Source organism: Bdellovibrio svalbardensis (genome assembly GCF_029531655.1).
GTDB classification, from domain to species: domain Bacteria; phylum Bdellovibrionota; class Bdellovibrionia; order Bdellovibrionales; family Bdellovibrionaceae; genus Bdellovibrio; species Bdellovibrio svalbardensis.
Genome location: NZ_JANRMI010000001.1, coordinates 57,922 through 76,818 on the forward strand (window position 1 = coordinate 57,922; position 18,897 = coordinate 76,818).

15 protein-coding genes are annotated in these 18,897 nt (G+C 45.5%); 9 read left to right on the top strand and 6 right to left on the bottom strand.

Features of this window, described 5'->3' with window-relative positions:
* Position 1: 1 nt before the first annotated feature.
* Positions 2-916 carry a coiled-coil domain-containing protein gene (locus tag NWE73_RS00285; protein ID WP_277576265.1) on the bottom strand — a complete coding sequence of 305 codons (915 nt, stop codon included), beginning with the start codon at positions 914-916 and terminating at the stop codon, positions 2-4.
* A 124-nt stretch (positions 917-1,040) separates the two neighbouring features.
* On the opposite strand from NWE73_RS00285, the gene tolQ reads away from it, so the two are divergent.
* The 6 genes from tolQ to NWE73_RS00315 all read left to right on the top strand — a co-directional run bounded on the left by tolQ (position 1,041) and on the right by NWE73_RS00315 (position 7,594).
* Positions 1,041-1,793 carry a protein TolQ gene (gene tolQ / locus NWE73_RS00290; protein WP_277576266.1) on the top strand — a complete coding sequence of 251 codons (753 nt, stop codon included), beginning with the start codon at positions 1,041-1,043 and terminating at the stop codon, positions 1,791-1,793.
* A gap of 2 nt (positions 1,794-1,795) precedes the next feature.
* Positions 1,796-2,215 (top strand): ExbD/TolR family protein, encoded by a 420-nt coding sequence (locus NWE73_RS00295; RefSeq protein WP_277576267.1) that lies wholly within the window; start codon positions 1,796-1,798, stop codon positions 2,213-2,215.
* Positions 2,212-3,090 carry a TonB C-terminal domain-containing protein gene (locus NWE73_RS00300; RefSeq protein ID WP_277576268.1) on the top strand — a complete coding sequence of 293 codons (879 nt, stop codon included), beginning with the start codon at positions 2,212-2,214 and terminating at the stop codon, positions 3,088-3,090. The genes NWE73_RS00295 and NWE73_RS00300 overlap by 4 nt, the downstream gene beginning before the upstream one ends.
* Before the next feature lie 67 nt (positions 3,091-3,157).
* A complete protein-coding gene (locus NWE73_RS00305) occupies positions 3,158-4,549 on the top strand; it encodes a translocation protein TolB (protein ID WP_277576269.1) in 1,392 nt (463 codons plus the stop codon).
* Positions 4,542-6,857, top strand: a complete 2,316-nt coding sequence (locus tag NWE73_RS00310) for a [protein-PII] uridylyltransferase family protein (protein ID WP_277576270.1) — start codon at positions 4,542-4,544, stop codon at positions 6,855-6,857. Before NWE73_RS00305 ends, NWE73_RS00310 begins: the two co-directional genes overlap by 8 nt.
* Positions 6,858-7,087: 230 nt before the next feature.
* Entirely contained in the window at positions 7,088-7,594 is a 507-nt protein-coding gene (locus tag NWE73_RS00315; RefSeq protein WP_407652929.1) for a peptidylprolyl isomerase, read from the top strand.
* An 81-nt stretch (positions 7,595-7,675) separates the two neighbouring features.
* On the opposite strand, the gene NWE73_RS00320 is transcribed toward NWE73_RS00315, so the two are convergent.
* From NWE73_RS00320 to trxA, 5 genes are all read right to left on the bottom strand, one after another.
* A complete protein-coding gene (locus NWE73_RS00320) occupies positions 7,676-8,128 on the bottom strand; it encodes a DUF4430 domain-containing protein (RefSeq protein WP_277576272.1) in 453 nt (150 codons plus the stop codon).
* Between the two features lie 58 nt (positions 8,129-8,186).
* Positions 8,187-10,193: a di-heme-cytochrome C peroxidase gene (locus NWE73_RS00325; protein WP_277576273.1), complete on the bottom strand. Its 2,007-nt coding sequence runs from the start codon at positions 10,191-10,193 to the stop codon at positions 8,187-8,189.
* A gap of 3 nt (positions 10,194-10,196) precedes the next feature.
* Positions 10,197-10,562: a DUF1304 domain-containing protein gene (locus tag NWE73_RS00330; protein ID WP_277576274.1), complete on the bottom strand. Its 366-nt coding sequence runs from the start codon at positions 10,560-10,562 to the stop codon at positions 10,197-10,199.
* Positions 10,563-10,574: 12 nt separating this feature from the next.
* Positions 10,575-12,890, bottom strand: coding sequence for a cytochrome P450 (locus tag NWE73_RS00335; protein ID WP_277576275.1), 2,316 nt, complete (start codon positions 12,888-12,890; stop codon positions 10,575-10,577).
* Between the two features lie 186 nt (positions 12,891-13,076).
* Positions 13,077-13,478, bottom strand: a complete 402-nt coding sequence (trxA, locus tag NWE73_RS00340) for a thioredoxin (RefSeq protein ID WP_277576276.1) — start codon at positions 13,476-13,478, stop codon at positions 13,077-13,079.
* 10 nt (positions 13,479-13,488) lie between these two features.
* On the opposite strand from trxA, the gene NWE73_RS00345 reads away from it, so the two are divergent.
* From NWE73_RS00345 to NWE73_RS00355, 3 genes are all read left to right on the top strand, one after another.
* Positions 13,489-13,965 (top strand): DUF3015 family protein, encoded by a 477-nt coding sequence (locus NWE73_RS00345; protein ID WP_277576277.1) that lies wholly within the window; start codon positions 13,489-13,491, stop codon positions 13,963-13,965.
* Positions 13,955-15,784 (top strand): Lnb N-terminal periplasmic domain-containing protein, encoded by a 1,830-nt coding sequence (locus NWE73_RS00350; RefSeq protein ID WP_277576278.1) that lies wholly within the window; start codon positions 13,955-13,957, stop codon positions 15,782-15,784. The genes NWE73_RS00345 and NWE73_RS00350 overlap by 11 nt, the downstream gene beginning before the upstream one ends.
* A 128-nt stretch (positions 15,785-15,912) precedes the next feature.
* Positions 15,913-18,759, top strand: coding sequence for a hypothetical protein (locus NWE73_RS00355; RefSeq protein WP_277576279.1), 2,847 nt, complete (start codon positions 15,913-15,915; stop codon positions 18,757-18,759).
* The last annotated feature ends 138 nt before the right edge of the window (positions 18,760-18,897 follow it).

Here is an 18,897-nt window from a genome sequence, read left to right on the forward strand (position 1 = left end):
TCTACTCTGTTTTTGTAAGCTGTTCTTGTTTTTGACGAATTTCATTCTGAATCGACTGAACTTGAGCAGCTTGAGATCTGTAATCCCGCTGCGCTTGACTGACCTGAGAGTTTAAAGTGGTCATGCTCATTCGGGATTTATTTTGCTCTTGCTGCAAGCGCCGAATCTCCGCTCTTAAAGTTCCAATCTCGTCGACGATGTCATCTTGATCCTGCGAATAGGTTCCCACAACCTGCTCGACATCCGCCTGAGTGCTTTGAGTCCGCAATAACGCTTGAGATGAAAGCTCTATCCGCTGAGCCCGCATAGCTTGCAAACGCTCTTCTTGAGCTGCTAAAAGCGGGATCAACTCATCAAGATGGGCTTGTCTTTCGGGATAATAGTTGTACATAAGATGCCAATACTCAATATCCTCTTTCGTCTTTCGAACCATCTCCTCCTGCTGGCGAATATTTTCATCCAACTGATCTCTTGCCGCACTCAAAGCGCTGCTTTGTTCACGCAAAGCATCCGCTGCTCTTCGACTTAAATCACCTTCTGCTTGTTGATAGTCACGCAGATCAGAAGTCAAACTGTCGATTCGCTCACTGTGCGCTTGAATCTGTGCACTATAGTTAACCGACTGTTCCTGCGCCTGGCGATTTTTGAGGCTCTGTAAAGTTTGATTTCGCGTCGCAAGTCGCTGCTGTTCAGCGGCAAGTTTTTTCTTTAGATCTTCAAGATCTTTTTGAATTTTATCTTTTTGATCTGCGCTAACTGTGGTTGTAATCCGTGTGACTTCACGCGTGACGCGAGTGGGGCTCTGCTCAGCTAACAGTTCTTTGGTTTCTTTGAAGTCTTTCTTTAGACTAAAAAACCAAAAGCCCGTCACTGCCGCAAAAAAAATGAGAATAATCAGAAGTGATTTTCGCGTCATAAAAATCCCTCATTATTTTTGATTTTCCCCCTCTCGATTATCGAAAGCAATCTGGACTTAAGCCGTGCCCTAAAGGTTGATTACAGATGCCTTTAGGCATAAGGTGAACCTTGGAGGATTTCCCATGATGTTACCACTATTTGTCAGTCTGCTCGGAAGCACAGCTCAAGCAGCACCCTCTGTTTCTGTAAACACAAGTTCCGTTGATGCAATTATACAAGCAAGTCCGGTGGTCCAGCTTACCTTAGTCATCCTTATCGTGATGTCGGTATTTTGTTGGGCGATTGGTTATAGCAAATATCAAACGTTTAAAAAAATGCGTGAGTCTGATGATTTGTTTTTGAATAAATTCTGGAAAATAAATTCATTGGATACTTTGTTTGAAGATATCGATCAATATAAAGAGTCTTCTGTGGCCCGAGTGTTTAAGGCCGCTTACTTGGAAATGAAAAAGATTTCTGAATCACCGCTCATGGCAAAAACAGAGGGTGATAAACCGGTTTTGACTGGCATCGACAATCTTGAACGTATTCTCAATAAAGCTTCAGAAAATGAAATGGCCAAATTGGAATCCCGCCTGACCGTTCTTGCAACCACCGGCAGCACGGGTCCTTTCATCGGTTTGTTCGGAACAGTCTGGGGGATCATGGGATCTTTCCATAAGATCGGCATGACCGGCTCAGCAAGTCTTGCGGTTGTGGCTCCTGGTATCTCAGAGGCTTTGATCTCAACTGCCATCGGTCTGGCAGCGGCGATTCCGGCGGTTGTCTTGTACAATAATTTTATTTCTAAGATCCGTAAGCAGGAAATCACGTTGAATAACTTCAACGCAGACTTCTTGAACATTGTTAAAAGAAACTTCTTCCAAGGGAATTAATCATGGGAATGAGCGGTGGCGGCGGCGGTAAAAGTCGCGCGACATTAAGTGAAATCAACGTGACTCCCCTGGTGGACGTCATGTTGGTTCTTCTCATCATGTTCATGGTGACGACACCCTTGATGCAACAAGGGATTGAAGTCGATCTTCCGAAGACTTCGGCTTCGGGTGTTGAACTGAATGAAGAACCTTTTGTTTTGGTTATTGGTGCTGATCAAAAAATGACGATCGCCAAGACAAAGATTTCAATGGCGGATCTTCGCACTAAAGTTAAGGCGATCTTCGAGAACAAGAAGAACAAACAAGTCTATATCCAAGCTGATCGAAAAGTAGATTATGGCATCGTCGCGGAAGCCATGGCAGAGATTCGTGCAGCAGGGGTGTTTAACATCGGACTTTTAACAGTACCTAAAGACAAGTGAATCCAGAAATCGAACTCGAAACAGAAAATGATGAGCAATTACCCCGCGGCTTAGGGGTTTCCTTTGCCGTTCACGCTCTTATTCTTTCATTCTTTGCATTGAAAGCGGCCTTCTTTACGCCGGAGCAAATTGATTTTTCTCAAGCTGTTCGTGTCGATATGGTCGGACTTCCCGATAAAATAGATAAAGCCCCTCCAGCGGCAAGCAAAGAGGAAGCGAAGCCGGCTATGCCGGAAAAGAATCCGGTTGCAGAAAAGCCTGTGGAAAAAACCGTGGAGAAAAAACCTGAGCCGGTGAAGCCTGAGCCCGTCAAACCGGCTCCGGCCAAACCCGCGCCCGTGAAACACGAAGTTCCCGCGCCAAAATCGACGGCGAAAGCTGACAAAGACGCGATCAATTTGGACAAAACTAAATCGCAACAGCAAAGCGCCATTGAGAAATTGAAAGCCATGGCGGCACTAGAGAAAATCAAAGAAGACGTGGCTCAACAAAAAGCCAAACCCGCACCCGCTGCTGGAAAAGACAAGATCGGCGGAGCCAAGATTAAAGGCAATGCGATTTCACCAGGAACTGCGTTGACCGGACTTGCGAAATTGCAGCACGACACTTATGCCGTAGACCTTGATCATCATATCAAGCAGCATTGGGCATTGCCTGAGTGGTTGGCGAATCGTGATTTCAAAGCCCAAGCGAAAGTTTATATCGATTCGCGTGGAAATATTTTAGGACGTAAAATTATTAAAACGAGTGGAAACCAAAGCTACGACGATGAGGTTCTTGCGACAATTGATCGCGCGGCCCCATTCCCGGCTCCACCGGAAAAATTTGTATCTATCGTGGAAGTTGATGGCATCCTCATTGGCTTCCCAGAATAAGCTCCGGTATACCGGAGTGAATAACCCTACTCCGACAAAGTCGGAGTGCGTAAAACGGAGATCGTTTATGAGACTGTTATGCATCCTTCTTGCGCTCATCACTTTTGCACAAGTACCCAGTCAAAAGGCAGCCGCGCAAGAAAATGGCATCTATATCAAATTAGGTGAAGCCCGCACCAAGAAAAGTCTTTTGGCTTTTCCGGCACTTCAATATTTTGGTTCTCCAACTTCTTCTTCCAAATATCAATCTGTCGGCGCCGAGATGTTTAATACCATCACGAATGACCTGTCAGTATCGTCCTACTTTCAGTTCATTAACCAAAGTGCCTTTTTGGAAGACACCAGCAAAACAGGCTTGATGCCGGCTCCGGGCCAGGCGAATGGATTTAAGTTTCAAAGCTGGTCAGCTATCGGGTCCGACTTCTTAATTAAAGCTGGTTTCTCTATTGCCGGTGATGAAGTGACTTTGGAAACTTACACTTACCATGTGCCGCGTGCAAAATTGATCTTGGGCAAGAAGTACAAAGGCCCTCTCAGCACTGCTCGCCGAATTGCCCATACTTTTTCTAATGACGTTCTGGAAGCATTAACTGGCAAGGAAGGCATGTTCCTTTCTCGCGTCGTCGTATCAACAGATCGTGGCGGCGGACAAGCAAAAGAAATTTATGTGATGGACTGGGATAGCGCGAATGCTTCACAAGTTACCAGCCATCGCAGTATTTCTATTTCTCCAGCCTGGTCTCCAGACGGTAAGAAAATCGCTTACACCTCTTATGTTAAACGCGTTGGTGCGAAGTTTAGAAATGCCGACATGCTTTTGTTGGATCTCTCTTCTGGCAAAAGATCACTGATTTCTTACCGTCAAGGGATCAACTCAGGGGCCTCTTTCTCTCCGGATGGAAAACATATATATCTGACTATTTCCCAAGGCAGCAGCCCTGACATCTACAAGATGACTTATGATGGTTCTTTGGTGGGAAAAATCACGAACGGACCTGCGGGCGCGATGAATGTGGAGCCCTCTGTAAGCTGGGATGGATCGAAAGTGGCCTTCTCTTCTGACCGTGCTGGGAAGCCTATGATTTACACCATGAACGCTGACGGCAGTGGCGTAAAACGCCTGACATTTGCGGGCGTTTTCAACTCTTCTCCTTCTTGGTCTCCTGATGGCAAGAAGATCGCTTTCGCCGGTCAAAGTGAAGATCACTTCGACATCTTTGTGATGAACTCTGATGGCACAGGCATGGTTCGTTTGACCTCTGCAAAAAAACCGAATGGCCGCTGGGCCAGCAATGAAGATCCAAGCTTTTCTCCAGACGGTCGCTTCGTCATGTTCACCAGCAACCGAACTGGAAAAAATCAGATCTACATTGCAACAGTGGATGGCAGCGAAGAACGTCGCGTGACTAACGACAATAACAATTACTTTAAACCAAAGTGGTCACGAAACGTTGAGTAATCTTTCTTTTGATGAACAGCTGCGCAGAGAGCGGAACGAGATTTGGTCTCGCTGCGCTCTGGCAGCAAAAGAAAATTCAGAAGATCCTCAGCAAATCTGTCTTCACTGGAGTCACTCCGCAGACTCCCTTCTTGCAAAAGCCTTTCAGGCTTGTTTTTCCTCAGAAAAAATTGCGCTCTTTGCCTTAGGAAAATTAGGTTCGTCAGAGCTGAACCTTAGCTCTGACGTCGACCTGGTTCTGGTGACCGAAGAAGAGTCTGCATCGGCTCTTTCCGCCCTTCGAAAATTTCAAAAAATTCTTGGTGACCGAACCAGCCATGGCTTTGTCTTTCGCTTGGACTTTGATTTACGCCCCGGAGGCAAGCAAGGCCCCTTGATTCCCACTCTTGAACAATTTCGCGACTACTACGGGAATTACGGTGAAACATGGGAGCGTCTGGCCTTCGTTCGGCTGCGCCCTCTGGCCGGAGACCCCACTATCATTGATGCCGTGATGACTTTTGCAAAAAAGTTTTCATTCCGCCGTCATTTGGATTTCACTTTACTTGAAGATTTAAAAACCCTTCGCACAAAAATTCAGGGCCATTACTGGGGTCGCACACAAAACAATACGGTTGATCTTAAATTAGGCGTGGGTGGAATTCGCGACGTGGAACTCTTCACTCATGCACTGCAAGTAGTTCACGGCGGCAAAGATCCGTCCTTGCAAATCAAAGGGACCCAGCAAGCCTTACAACTTCTTGCCGAGCGAAAGCTGCTGCCTGAAGAGGAAGCTTTTTTTCTGCAGAGGCACTACTGGAATTTGCGCAGACTTGAAAATTATGTTCAAGCCTTGGAAGATCAACAGACGCATTTGCTTAAGACAGACGAAAATCATCCCGACTTTGTAATCAAGGCTCTTGCAAGTCTCTCCTTTGAGATGAAACGTTGTGATCAGATCGTCAAATCTCTTTTGGGTGAGGCACCCAAAGAGATCTCTGTGGAGGAAGAACTTAGTAAAATCGGCCTGCCCCAGGAAGAACTACAGGATCTCTGGAATGAAATCTTGGGCCAAGAAGTTCTCTCACGCCATCGTGGTCGGGATGAAATTGCCAGAAAGGCCTTCCTACAGGAATTCTTGCAAACTTTGAAAGAGCAAGGCGGAGACATCCATCGCGCCCTACTACTGCTAAAGGATTTCATCCAGGGCACTCGTGCAAAGGCGACTTTTTTTTCTCTGCTGTTGCGAGAGAAAGATTTAATGAAAAAGCTGGCCTGGCTTTTTGGGCACTCGCCGTATCTTTCCAGAATTCTTTGCAACCGGCCTGAACTCTTGGATAGTTTTGTTTATCGGTCGCAGGATAAACCTTCTGAGGACATGGGCTTGCTGCTGGAAGAGCTTGCCGAGAAAAGACTTCTTTCTGAATTGATTAGCGGAAGTCAATTTTTGGAAGACAAGGACCTGACTCCCCTCCTGACAAACTTAACTTCCACCGCCGATTCGATTGCCGAAACTCTTTTGCCGGCAATCAAAAAGGAATATCCTTCCTCGCTGCGAATTCTTGCTCTGGGAAAATGGGGTGGAGCCGAGTTGGGCTTCCGCTCAGATTTGGATTTCATTTTTGTGATCCCTGATCAAGCGACTGACAATGATTTCAAAGTCGCCAAGCGATTTATTAATCGGCTGACGGAGTCACATCGTGGGGGAAATATTTTTTCCATCGACATGCGCCTTCGCCCTTCGGGAAAAGCGGGGCCGATCGTCATGCCTCTTGCGGATCTTCAAGACTATCTTCACCAAGAAGCTCAAGCTTGGGAACGCCAGGTTTATTTGAAAGCCCGCTGGATTGGCGAATCCGACTCAAACTTTTTGCCGGCGGTCGCACTTGAATATCTTGATAAAGGCCTTAGCGCCGAGGAACTCATCGAGTTGAATCGCATTCGTTTGGAGCTGATCTCAAAGTCTTCTTTGATGAATTTGAAGTACAGCGAAGGCGGTCTGGTTGATATTGAGCTGGCAGCTCAAGCCTATGTTTTGGAGAAAAAATTAGATTCTCAAAGCACCCAAACTTTTGATTTTATCTCTCTGATGGGGCCGCTTGCTGCTGATCTACAGAAGAACTATGGACGGATGCGTCAGATTGAGCAGATGCTTCAACTGGTGGCGTCAGAATCCTCTTCCGAACTGAATCCAAATCATGAGTCCTTTCAAGCTCTTGCCTTGGCGCTTCATACTTCGCCTGCGAAGCTCTTAGAAGAGGTCCGAGAGCTGCTCACTGCAAATATTGCCATTTTGAAGGAACTTGACCCTCGTAGGAAGCCTCAATAATAGTGAAGGTGTTCATACATTAGGAGTTCAACGTGTCGAAAAGTATCGATATCAAAAAGGTATTTTGGATTTACCTTTTCGCTTTCTTATTGGCTGCCTTCAGCTTCCGTGCGGATGCTGCTGAAACCAAAAAGTCTGACGAAACCAAGCAATCTGAAACTAAAAAGTCTGCAAAAGCATCTAAAGCAGATGATAAAGCTAAAGCTACTGAAAAAAAGAAGGGTCCACCAATGTTCGCAATTTTCGAAACAACTAAAGGTAATTTCAAAGTTAAATTCTTCGCTGATAAAGCTCCAAAGACAGTTGAGACTTTCGCAGGCCTAGCAGAAGGCACTCGCGAATGGACTGATCCTAAAACTGGCGAGAAAGTAAAAAAGCCATTTTATGATGGTTTGACTTTCCACCGCGTGATCAAAGATTTTATGATTCAAGGTGGTTGCCCACTTGGAACTGGCACTGGCGGTCCTGGCTTCCGTTTTGAAGATGAATTCCCAGCTGGCGCTCCTAAGCACACGAAGCCTGGTATCTTGTCTATGGCGAACGCGGGACCTAACACTAACGGTTCTCAGTTCTTCGTAACAACTGTTGCAACTCCTTGGTTGGATGGTCGTCACACAGTATTCGGTGAAGTTGTTGAAGGTATGGACGTAGTTCACGCTATCGAGAACTCTAAAACAGGCCCAATGGATCGCCCTGTTGAAACTGTAACTATCAAGCACATTCAAATCATCAGATAGTCTTCACTCCTCATGATTTAAAAAATAAAAAACCCGCTTCGAAAGAGCGGGTTTTTTTATGTCCAAATTATGGCCGTCCCCTTACTTCTCGCAGAATTGGGCGGCTTTGATTTGATAGCCAGGGACACAGTAATCTGTCCATTCGTTTTGGATATTGGTGGAATATCCGTAGAACCAGGCAATGGTGTCTTCTTGATTTTTTGGTGTGACTTGATCAGGCATGACCTTAGGCATTCGGCCATTCACGGCATAGCACCAACCGTAGGCTCTCATGACTTCGTCGGAAACAACCTCCAAGGCGTCCAAACCGATAGCACTGTTGTTGATCGAATTAAAGCCTGCAGCCACTCCCACGTATGGAATTTTGTTTTTGTCGAAGATTTCGATAGAGATCTCCCCAACTGATTTTTTAAGGTCCGCTTCATAGGTGCCTTGAAAAAGAGGCTTGTCAGAGCAAGGGCCCAAGACCTTCCATTTGATGGCATTGGCAGAAAGTGGCAACAAAACAAATAAAAAGAGGATCACATTTTTCATGTGACCCTCTTACTTCAGTGTTTAATTTAGCTCAATACATTTCGGATAATTGAACGAACTACCAGGAGTATTCTGGCTCTGGTGGCAGAACTTTCAAGTACTCGATCAAGGCATGCTTATCCGCATCTGGCAGGTCTGTTCCGTAGTAGCGTCCTTCGTGGCCCGTGTTATGGTTGCCCGTCAAAGTCGTATCAAAACATCTTTGCTCGCCCTTGCCGCAACTTTTTGTGAAGCCCAGCATGTTCTTCTCACGCTCATACTTCAACCCCATCTTAACTGGATTGAACTCTTTGTCTTTCACGTTGAAGATCTTTGGTCGTAAATGAGCCGGCTGCAACAAGTCCCACATAGATGGAACTGAACCATTATGCAAGAAGGGAGCTGTTGCCCACACACCCGCAAGATGACGGGCTTTGTAGCCAGTTCCCGCATCGACATTGCCATAATCAAGACCGTTCTTCTCTTGATTTGCATATCCGTTCAAAGTATCCCGGAAGAACTCTTTACCACGAAGACTGCGATACTCGATCTCAGCTTGCTGCTCGTCAGTCATGTTGTTCTTTTGATAGTATCTTGCTTTAACTCCGCCGACTCCGTTGAAGATTGAATCTTCAAAATGAACAGTGCCCACAGATTTCACCGCGTTACGAGCAGCATTTGGATCCGTACCCAATTCAGCAAGTGGCATCATGTTGTACAAGCGCAGTTGACCCGAAGGACCCACAAATTTATTCGACTCATGACATTCGATACAGCGGCTTTCATAAACCTGACGACCACGTTCTGCCAATTGTTGATTCACCTGCAATTCAGTCACGCCGGCAAAAACTTTTTCCCAACGTGGAACTTGAATCTTGTGAACCAAAGCTTCCAAGCGTCCCAAGTTGTGAACATTCACTGTCGATGTGCCGTCTTTGTCCAAGATCAATGCGCCAAGGCCCAATGATTGACCGACGTTACGAAGAATCACAGAGTTCGAGTTGCCGTTATAGTGCAACATCGCCATATACTTGATTCCCCAAATCCATGGCAAAGAAACGGGAGCGGTGTAGGAGATCGCATCGTCTCCGCGCAAAACCAAGTTTCCAATGCGTCCGAAAGCATCTGTACGACCGTAGCCGGACTCAGTCTCATCCGTTTTTGGATCTGTGCCCACCATCAAAGTTCCCAGGAACTTCATGCGCGCCTTAAGCTCCCCGATATCATCGGTCTCAGAGAATCCATAGGTCATACGCAAAAGCTTTTCCAAAGAATCCGCAATGGCTTGTTTTCCACGATACAAACGATGTGTGTCTTTCAAATACTTCGCTTTAATCAAAGTCAGTTGAGCACTGATTGGCCCTACTTTAACCAAGCCGTAAGTCGTCTCTCCCAAACGGCGCAGGAAGTACTCATGCAGCTCCTTCGCCTTTCTTTCAGGTTCTGAAACCTTCATGCGTTTCAAGAAATCCACAGCCGCTTCTTCTTTAGCCAAGACCGCCAAAGTAGATGTCGCCATGTCTTTGAAGAAAGAGCGCACGTCCGTTGTGCTTTGGGTTCCTTGCACGCGATAATTTGTGCCTCTGAAATCGAGAGAGCCCGAGTGACAGAATGAACAGTTTGTTCCAACCATTTTGATGGATTTCACTTCACCAATTTGACGAACAATCTCTTCCTCAGTTTCTTTGTAAGCTTCGCTTTGCTGTGGAGGATGATTGCTCCAAGCTGCAGTTAAACCTACGTAAGGAATCAAATAAGTATTTCCGTTTTCGTCCTTCAGGTTTGAGCTTGGTAAAATTCCAAAGCGATTATAAAAATCAGAATAGAATGGCTTCGTCGCCTTATCATTAGCATCTTTGAAGGCCACTGAACGCAATGCCTTCATCCACTCATAGGGATAGATGTCTGCACCTTCGGAAAGATGCTCAAAATTTGCGAGGTCGGCACCTGAAAGACCCGGTGGTTTTTCATAAACAACAGCTGAACCCGACGGATTTCTGGAATTTTTTGAACTCAGATTCACGCAACCGATGACCAATGTCACCAACGCTGCCGAACCTACGAGAATACCTGATATCTTCTTCATGAACTATCTCCCTAGAAAAAGAAATACTAAAGCTAATAATGCTGGTGTCGCTTGAAGAATGGCGATTTTTTTATTTACGGTCAGGCCACCGAAAATTCCCGCGACAACGATACAACCTAAAAAGAAAACTCGCAGAGCGAATGCCATTTCACTCTCTGCAAAAAAGGACCATACGAGTCCCGCCACCAAGAATCCATTGTAGAGACCTTGGTTTTTGGCCAAAGCGGCCGTGGAGCTTGCAAACTCTGGAGTCATACCGAAGGCCTTACGGCCTTTCGGTGTTGTCCAAAGAAACATTTCCAGGATCATGAAGTAAATATGTTCGACCGCAACAAGGCCGACAAGGATCAAGCTGATGGTAGCCAACATTGAATCCCCGTCTTATTTCACGTCTTGATAGTTTAACTTGCGACCCAAAACTTCTGTTTCATAGAAGTATTTTTCAGTGCGAGATAACGCGCCTTCTTTTTTGAAAGTGGCTTCATTATAAACGCCGTCCTTACACTTCTCATAAGTGGATTCACGATCCTGACCCAAAAGACCACCAGTATAGCGATTTAAAAGAACTGGCTTTCCCATGCAAAGACGGAAATCCAAGTTCAAGCGAGCATACATGATCATTTCAGGATCTTGGAATGCACTGAGGCCGGCTGGGTTCATGAAGCACTCACGATACGTGTAACGATCGTAGAACTTCAAATAGTCTTCAAATGCATATTTAGGGCCTGAATTGCGTTGTGACTGACGGTCCGAGATCTTCGACTCATCCAAGCCTTGCCCCAACATCACGGCGCGGTAGTACGCCGTTTCAGTATCAGTTAAGTTTGCCTTGCTCGAGCAAGTTTCAAAAGCTTTTTGATGAGCTTCATTTGCCTCTAGGACATGGAATTTAACCTTGTTTTGCTCTGAAGCAATGCAAGATCTGTATTCCTTGTTCAGACGGCAATACAAAAGCTCTTTGTTGTCTTGAGAAACGGCATTGAATTTGTGCTTTTCGGAATTTCTGAAGATTGCCGCAGTGACTGCGATCGGCTTCAAAAGACCTGACGCGGGATTGATTCCAGCCAGACAACGACGGTATTCGCCGCGGTCGAATTGCATTAAATAGTCTTCATAAGAGTATTTCTTAGAAGCAACTTCGACTGATTTGCGATCACTCGCATGAACATCGTACTCAATGCTATAAGATTCTGGGAATGAAACGCTGTTATCATCTGCCTTCAAAGCATTTGCTTTTGTGCGTTTTCTGAAGTCAACCAAACCGGCCTGACCCGATGCCGGGCGCACATTTGGAAGCTTCAACAAGGCCATCACGATCTCTGGAACCTGAACCATCGAAACGTAATCACCCAGACAACGATGATGACCATAACCTAAATGGAAGAATTTGTTTTGGTTACGGTTAATATTGAACTCATTTGGATTTTCAAAGCCTGGCTCTGAATCGTCAAACATTGCCGATTGAGTGGCGATCATCAAGTGTGATCCTTTAGGAATTTTCACACCGCTTGATAGGGTCACATCTTGTTCAGCGTAACGAACCACAAATGGATTTACCGGATGGAAACGCAAAGCTTCCCAAACATATTTAGCAACAGTATCAACGTCATTGCGAAGAGCCGCATCACGAGCTCTTTCGAACTCTACCGGGCGCATGAACAATTGGGCCATTGACTGCACAATGGCAGCTTGCGTGGTTTCCACACCGCCCACCAATGTTCCAATGATATTCGCACGAACGCGGTCGTCTTCCGCATTTCTTGGTGCAACAAAATCAGTGGTTTTTGAACGGATTAGACGAGACAAAATGTCATCATCGTTAGCCCCCGCCGCAATTCTTTTGGATTTTTGCTCAATCAATGATTTCAAATAGGCATGCATTTCTTTGCCGGCTCTTGTTGCCGCTTCTGCCACTTCTGTTTCATTTTTTACGTTATGGAAGAAATCATTTTGAGTCGCACGGGACCACTCGAACATTTTTTCTTCGCTGGGCCCAGGGAACCCAAAGTATTCACCCGTTAACTGGATTGGAACTCGGCGCGCCACCTGATTCACAACTTCCAAACGACCGAATGTAGCACCACCCGGGTCTTGCCCGATGTATTGACCATTAGCGATGGCCTCATTAACCAAGCGACGCACGATCTCACGCACCTTTGGTAGGTCGCTCATCGGCATCATTTCTCTCATCCAAGGCTTTTCCTTGATGTTGTACTGAGTACCGTCGTAGGCCAACATATAGGGCCCGACAGAGCCTTCCATTCTTTTCGAATAGTTGCGCACCGTAAACTTTGTTGGCTGATTGAGTGCCTCAACAACGTCTTTATAGCGACTTAGAACATAGGTTTTTCCAAATTCATAAGGACTGTTCTTGATTGGCAATGATTCCAATGACAATACCGGAGAGTTTTTGCGCACGTCTTGGAAAGTGGCAATTGGATTTGCACGAACCCATTTTGCAAAAGTTGAAAGTCTTGGCTTTAACAAAGCAGGTTTAATATTTTGTTCTTCAAATTCTTCCCAAAATGTTTTGCCCGTCTTAGGATTCGCGAAAGTGATCGGCTCTTGGGTCGATGCAAATTGACGAACATATTGATTCTGCCCGTATTGCGACTGACTCGAGTTCTGAGAACTAGTGCATGACAACATCAATGCACAAGACGCAAGCAATACAGATTTTGAACAAACTCGGAACACGAGGCCTCCTATTTTTTTGCCATATGCTCTTGAGTCTATTCATTTTTTGTCAGGTGAAACTTGATAGTTATGTTTGTCATTTAAAACTGGATCAAAGGTCTAGGTACTAGATCCAGTGCCAAAATGCCGATGAGATATATTTCTTAATAAACTGTCCCGAATTTAAGTCGGGACAGGACCTAAAAACTACTTACTGTTCTTGCGAACTTCTTCCATGTCGAGACTCTTCGCGCGTTGAACTACTTCTTCCAGAATCTCCTCGGGAATAGCTCCCGGCTGAACGAAAACTATTTCCTGTTCTTTGATCACCGCCACCGATGGAATCGATTGAATTTCAAACATGCTGGCGAGTTCCTGCTCTTCATCTGTATTCACTTTTACAAACTTGATGTCCGGATGTTTGGCGGCAACAGACTCAAAGACAGGACCAAATCTTTTACAGGGCCCACACCACACAGCCCAAAAATCAAAAATCACGATCTTATTATTTTCAACGATCTCTTTTATAGACTGTCTTGTGACTTCCAGGACCACCTTGAACTCCCCTTGATGTTCCCTCAATACTAAGTGAGCATTGTTGAAATACAAGGAGGTTCTCGTGAAAAAGGTACTTTGTGCTCTATTATTAATGTTCTCTGCGAACGCATTTGCTAACGACGCTGGTTGTGGTCTTGGTAGTTTGGCAATTAGCAGAAACTCTAAACTTATGCAGCTCTTCGCTGTAACAACGAATGCGACTCTCTTTACCCAAGTATTTGGTATTACATCTGGTACTTCTGGCTGTACAGCGAGCGGTATCGTTATGAATGACAAAGAAGTTCAATATTTCGTTGAAGTGAATCAGGAAGAACTTTCTCGTGAGATGGCTCAAGGTCATGGCGAAAAACTTTTCACGCTGGCTCAAATGAAGGGCTGCTGGAAAGAATCTTCGCAAAAAGCTTTTGGTTCTTTCGCTCAAGATTCTTATTCAAGAATTCTACCGACTGCCAACACAACAGCTGTCGAGTTGGTTAAGAACTTGAATGCTGAAATGTCTTCTCAGAAAGAACTCGGCCAATTGTGCCATGGTTCTTAATTTCCTTTTCTTAGTAATTATTTACTTAGCCCCACAGTTCTCGTGGGGCTTTTCCCCAGAAAGAACCGAAGCTTATAAAAAACAAGCTTTGCAGTCTCAACTTGCGCGCTCTTCCCAGTGGCTAAGTCTGGGGCATTATCGCCAGCGTCTTTTCGGCTCCTATTATTCCCCAATCCGTGGGAACTTTTTTATTTCTCCTCAAGGCGCCAAAGATCCACAAGCAGAGTTGCTTGCGACGATTGATTTTCTATTTTCCGATAAGACAGACAAAAACCAAGGACAATGTCGATACCTCGCGCGCATGTCCTGGCTTAAGAAAGAGCTTACCCTCGCCCCTGAAGACATTCTTCCCTGTCCTGAACGAGACCGCTGGAAAGCCCAGCTAGGTGTTACGGAAGCCCACCTTATTTTTGCGGCGAGCGACCTCAGCAGTGCCGCCTCTAGTTTTGGTCATACTTTTCTAAAATTTCACAATCCCAAGAACATCGGTAAGCTTGAATTGTTGGATTACGGGGTCAATTATGCCGCCATCACAGGAACCGAAGACGGCGCCCTGTATGCTATTAAGGGACTTTTTGGTTCTTACCCTGGCGCCTATTCAATGCAGCCCTATCATCAAAAAATTCGCGAATACACCAACCTCGAAGGCCGTGACCTTTGGGAGTATAAGCTGCATTTAAATCCCGACGAAGTTGCCTTTATTCTGGATCACTTGCTCGAGCTCGAGGGCAGCTATGCTCCTTATTACTTCGCCGATGACAATTGTTCCGCGCAGATCCTGGAGTTGATTGAAGTTGCCAAACCCGATCTGGGATTGACAGCAGAATTTCATGATGTGGTAATTCCCATCGATACTGTCAAAGTCCTCAATGACAAGTGGATGCTCGATGGAGAAAAAGTACGAAGCTCTCTTCAAGCAGAATGGCACACTCGCTATGCCCACCTCAATTTTTTGCAAAGAGGCGCCGTCAAAGAGATAATCAAAGACAATTCACTCTCTGAGCCCGCATATCGATCTCTCACAGCGAAGGAAAAGGCAGAAAGTCTTGAGGCTTCACTCAGCTATCTCGCACTCACAGAGTATCGTGATCAAAAAAACAAAAAAGACGAAAAGTATAGTTTGTCTTTGGAGCGCGCGAAGTTGGGCGCCATTACAAATCCTGTGCAGATACCAAGTCCCAAGTCTCCCTTAACCAGTCTTGATGCTTCCGCCTTCTATCTTGGAATTGGGCAGGATCAGTCTGTAGACTTTTATTCCCTAAAATGGCGTCGGGGGTTCCACGACTTGCTTTCTGATGACAGTGGCATCACCCCATTTTCACAATTGGATTTCCTCAGTTTCGACCTGCGCTATCGACCCACCAGACAAAACTGGGACCTTCAACAAATCGTTCTTTTAAATATCATCACAACCTACCCGTGGACAGAATTTGAACACCCCATCAGTTGGAAAATTGATGTTGGTACTGAACCGAAGCTTGCACCCTATTTCAATGGTGGTATTGGTGCCGGGGTTGACGTAGCTTTACCTCAAGCCGCTCGCTGGAATATTTTCGCGATTACTGAAAATGATCACCTCGCCGACGATGTAAATCCTCACTTAGGAGTCGAAAGTCTTCTCGTGAATAAATGGACGGAACACATTAGATCCTTATTGGATGCAAAGTATCTCTACTCGTTCTCAGAGCAAAAATCCCTCGGGGAGTTCACCTTGGGGATGTCTTACTCCCTTCACAAAATTGAATACCGCCTCGAGGGGGAGCTCCGTGACAATCAGAACTCCTGGCAGAACTCCTGGAAGCTCTCTGTTATCTTTTAGACAGCCTAGTGCCCTAAACAGGCTCTGTCTCATTTTGAGGCATGCCATCTGAAAGCTAACGGAGTTCCGAGGCACCAAGCTTGCTTCTCTTCATCATGAGACAGTTTCTGTCGCAATGAGGAGAACTTATGAAATGGTTCAGTAAAATCCTAGTATCAATCGCCCTATTCAATATCGCGATTGGACCAGCGTTTGCCGGAAACATGACTGATGCTGATAAGGCAAAAATGTCACAGTACCGTGATTACCTTGAACCAATGGGCTACCGCCTCGTTGTCGACGAAGACACCAAAAAAGCCATGGTCTATGATAAGACATCGAATAAATTGGCAATGGAGATTCCTTTTGGCGAAGAGGCCAATCTCCGCAAGTTCTCTCCAAAATCATTGAATAGAATGCTTCTTGATGAAATGGTACGCATTAAAGGTGCCGGTAAAGCCGCGTTTTCTCACTCAATGAAAGCCCTGCCGACTGAAAGTTTGATCTTCTTCGTGGCCATGGGTGCTGTGGTTGCCGGCCAGCTGATTGCCAACTACTCGCAGAATCCTATCGCGATGAAACAGCATATTGAGCACCAACTTTCACCTATCGGAGTTTTCGGTTTCTTCGCATTTATGGCCTCACAAGGTCTAACTTCCAATGTTTTGGCCATGTATATGACCAATCCAAAATTCCACCATATGATTCCTTATCTTGGAATGACGGTAGGTGCTTTCGTACAAAGCTATCTTTCTCAAATTGCTTCTGATCCGAATGTCATGGCTTGCGGTAAAGTGATGATGGGCGGAACTGTCTCTCAAAAAGATCAAGAAGCCGGCATTGATGCGGACCCTTGCGCAAAAGCATATGAATATCTTGTTCTTAAAAAGAAGATCTGGGAATTCGCCCCAGGTATCGTTTCTATGTTGGCCTCATCTGCTTTGGCCGGTTTTGGACAAGCCATGGTCACTCGTGCGGTCTTGAAATTAACTGGCGTAGATATCGCCTTGTGGTTGATGCCAGGTTCAATGCAACTAAAAGGAGTTCGCCTTCTCGTTGTTAAAGGATTGCAGATCAGTGCATTTATCGCGATCGATGCTTGGCTCAATCGGAAGGTCGTCTATGCCTGGAAGAACTTCTTCGACGGAGCTGATTTTAATGACATGAATAAAAACCTGGTCACTCAGGTCAATGACCTGAAGAAAAGCCAATGGTCGACTTCAAATAAAGAACTGCAAGGTCAGATCAAAAATTTCCGCTCAAAGATGGCTGAGTGGCGCATGATGAATCTTTCTGAAGTCTATGAAGCACATCAGGCTTGGTCAGAAAACCTTCATCAGCTAACAAGCATGTACAACTCAAGCTACGCCTTCTACAATGCCTTCGTAAACGAAGTACGCAATGCGCGCTTTGATCAACAGCCTTTGAAGCCACTATTGGTTTCTTATCCACTGAACGGTGTTCCGGCAAAGGGGCTCGAAGCAGGTAAAGAAGATTTGTATTTCCAAAGTCCAAAAATGTTAGAGAACTGGCAGGCTGACACCGTCGCCGATGTTGTGGCCTTTATTGATCAGCTCACAAACGGCAAAGATGCGAAGTATCTCTATCCACCAGAAGCAAAAAAATTGAAGGCTATTCGTGATCTCCTTGCGAGTGATGATCGTATGAAAATGGGTGAAGGCCTTGCCTTGTTGAACAGTGAATTGCAGATTGCTGTTCAAAACTTGGCTGGCAGCCGTCACTTCCCGACTATGCTCTCTGAAATTAAAAAACAACTTGGCAGACCAGATCCAATGTTAGAACCAGGTCGCGGTTTCTTGGCGACTTATGAAATTGCTCCGAGCACCGCGGAAAACTTCAAAGGAACATCATACTACCGCCAGGTCGGAGTGTTCTACACTCCGCATATGACTGACTATCTTATGATGCAAATGATCTGTGGACCGGATACTGAAAAAGGCGAGAAAGCAGTGAAGAACTCACGCGGCTTCCCTTCTGTGTTCTTGCCACCACAGCTCAAGTCTTCGAATGATGATTTTGGATCAGTTTGTGATTCCTGGTCTTCCCGTGTTCCGGCAGAGCAAATTTACAGATGGCCAATTAAGGCAGAAAATAAAAAGCAATATAAAGGATTCTTGTCTTACCTCGTGGATAACGCACGCCCGGGCGTTGTCGGAACTGCCGATACAGCCGCCTTCCCACAGTGGTGGGTAAAAACCACCGAGTCACAAATGCAAGCCGCGTTCGAAGAGTATGCAAAAGGCTATGACGGCATCGTAGCCAACATGATGCGCACAATCTACCGCCAAGAGCGCAATTCTTACTCGAATGTTTTTGCCAAGTATTGGGATAAAATTGGCAATAGCACCAAGAACATTTTCGACAAAGGATTCTGGGGCGAGGTTCGTGATGATAAAGCCACTTTCAATCGTGGCCCAATCTCTAACGGTGCCATGAATTCAGCTTTCCAAGAAGAGCGCGTTTACCTTTCGATCCTGAATGAACTTCTGGCTCCAACGGCGAAGTACAGCTTGGATCTTGCGACAATTCTAACGAAGACCCCGACACAAGCTCAATTGAAAGAAGTGGAAAATCAATTTGCGGCTCTCAACGGCATGATTCAACAGATTAAGGTCACACAAAAAGACGGACGTGACGTTATTCAGTCAAATCTTGAAAACTATCAACTTGAAGAGCAGCTACAAAAGATTCAAGCCGCTTTAACTCAAGTATCTTCTGCTCTAGGAGTGGGTGATGCTGCTGCGGGTGCGCTTGTCCAATTGAGCCCAGCTCAGCAGGAAGTTGCTGTTTCTTGCCTGGAAAATTTGCAAGCTCTTGCTTCAGAAGTGATGATGTACGGAAGTATGGCAAATGCGGTCAGCTGGGAAAAGATCCGCAATATCAAACAAGCCAACATCCAACAGAAGAAGTTCAATAACGAAGTTCAAGAAAGACTGGCAGCTATGAGAGGCATGACAATGCCTGGAAAACCTTAGTCAGATCCGGTTTATTTGCGGGACCTTAACGAAAGGTCCCGTGTTGAGTTTTGAAAGAGTGATTGTTAGCATCATCTCTCTCTTCGATCTTCTCTTTAATCTTATTTCTTTTCATTCTGTTTCAGAACAGAAGGCAAA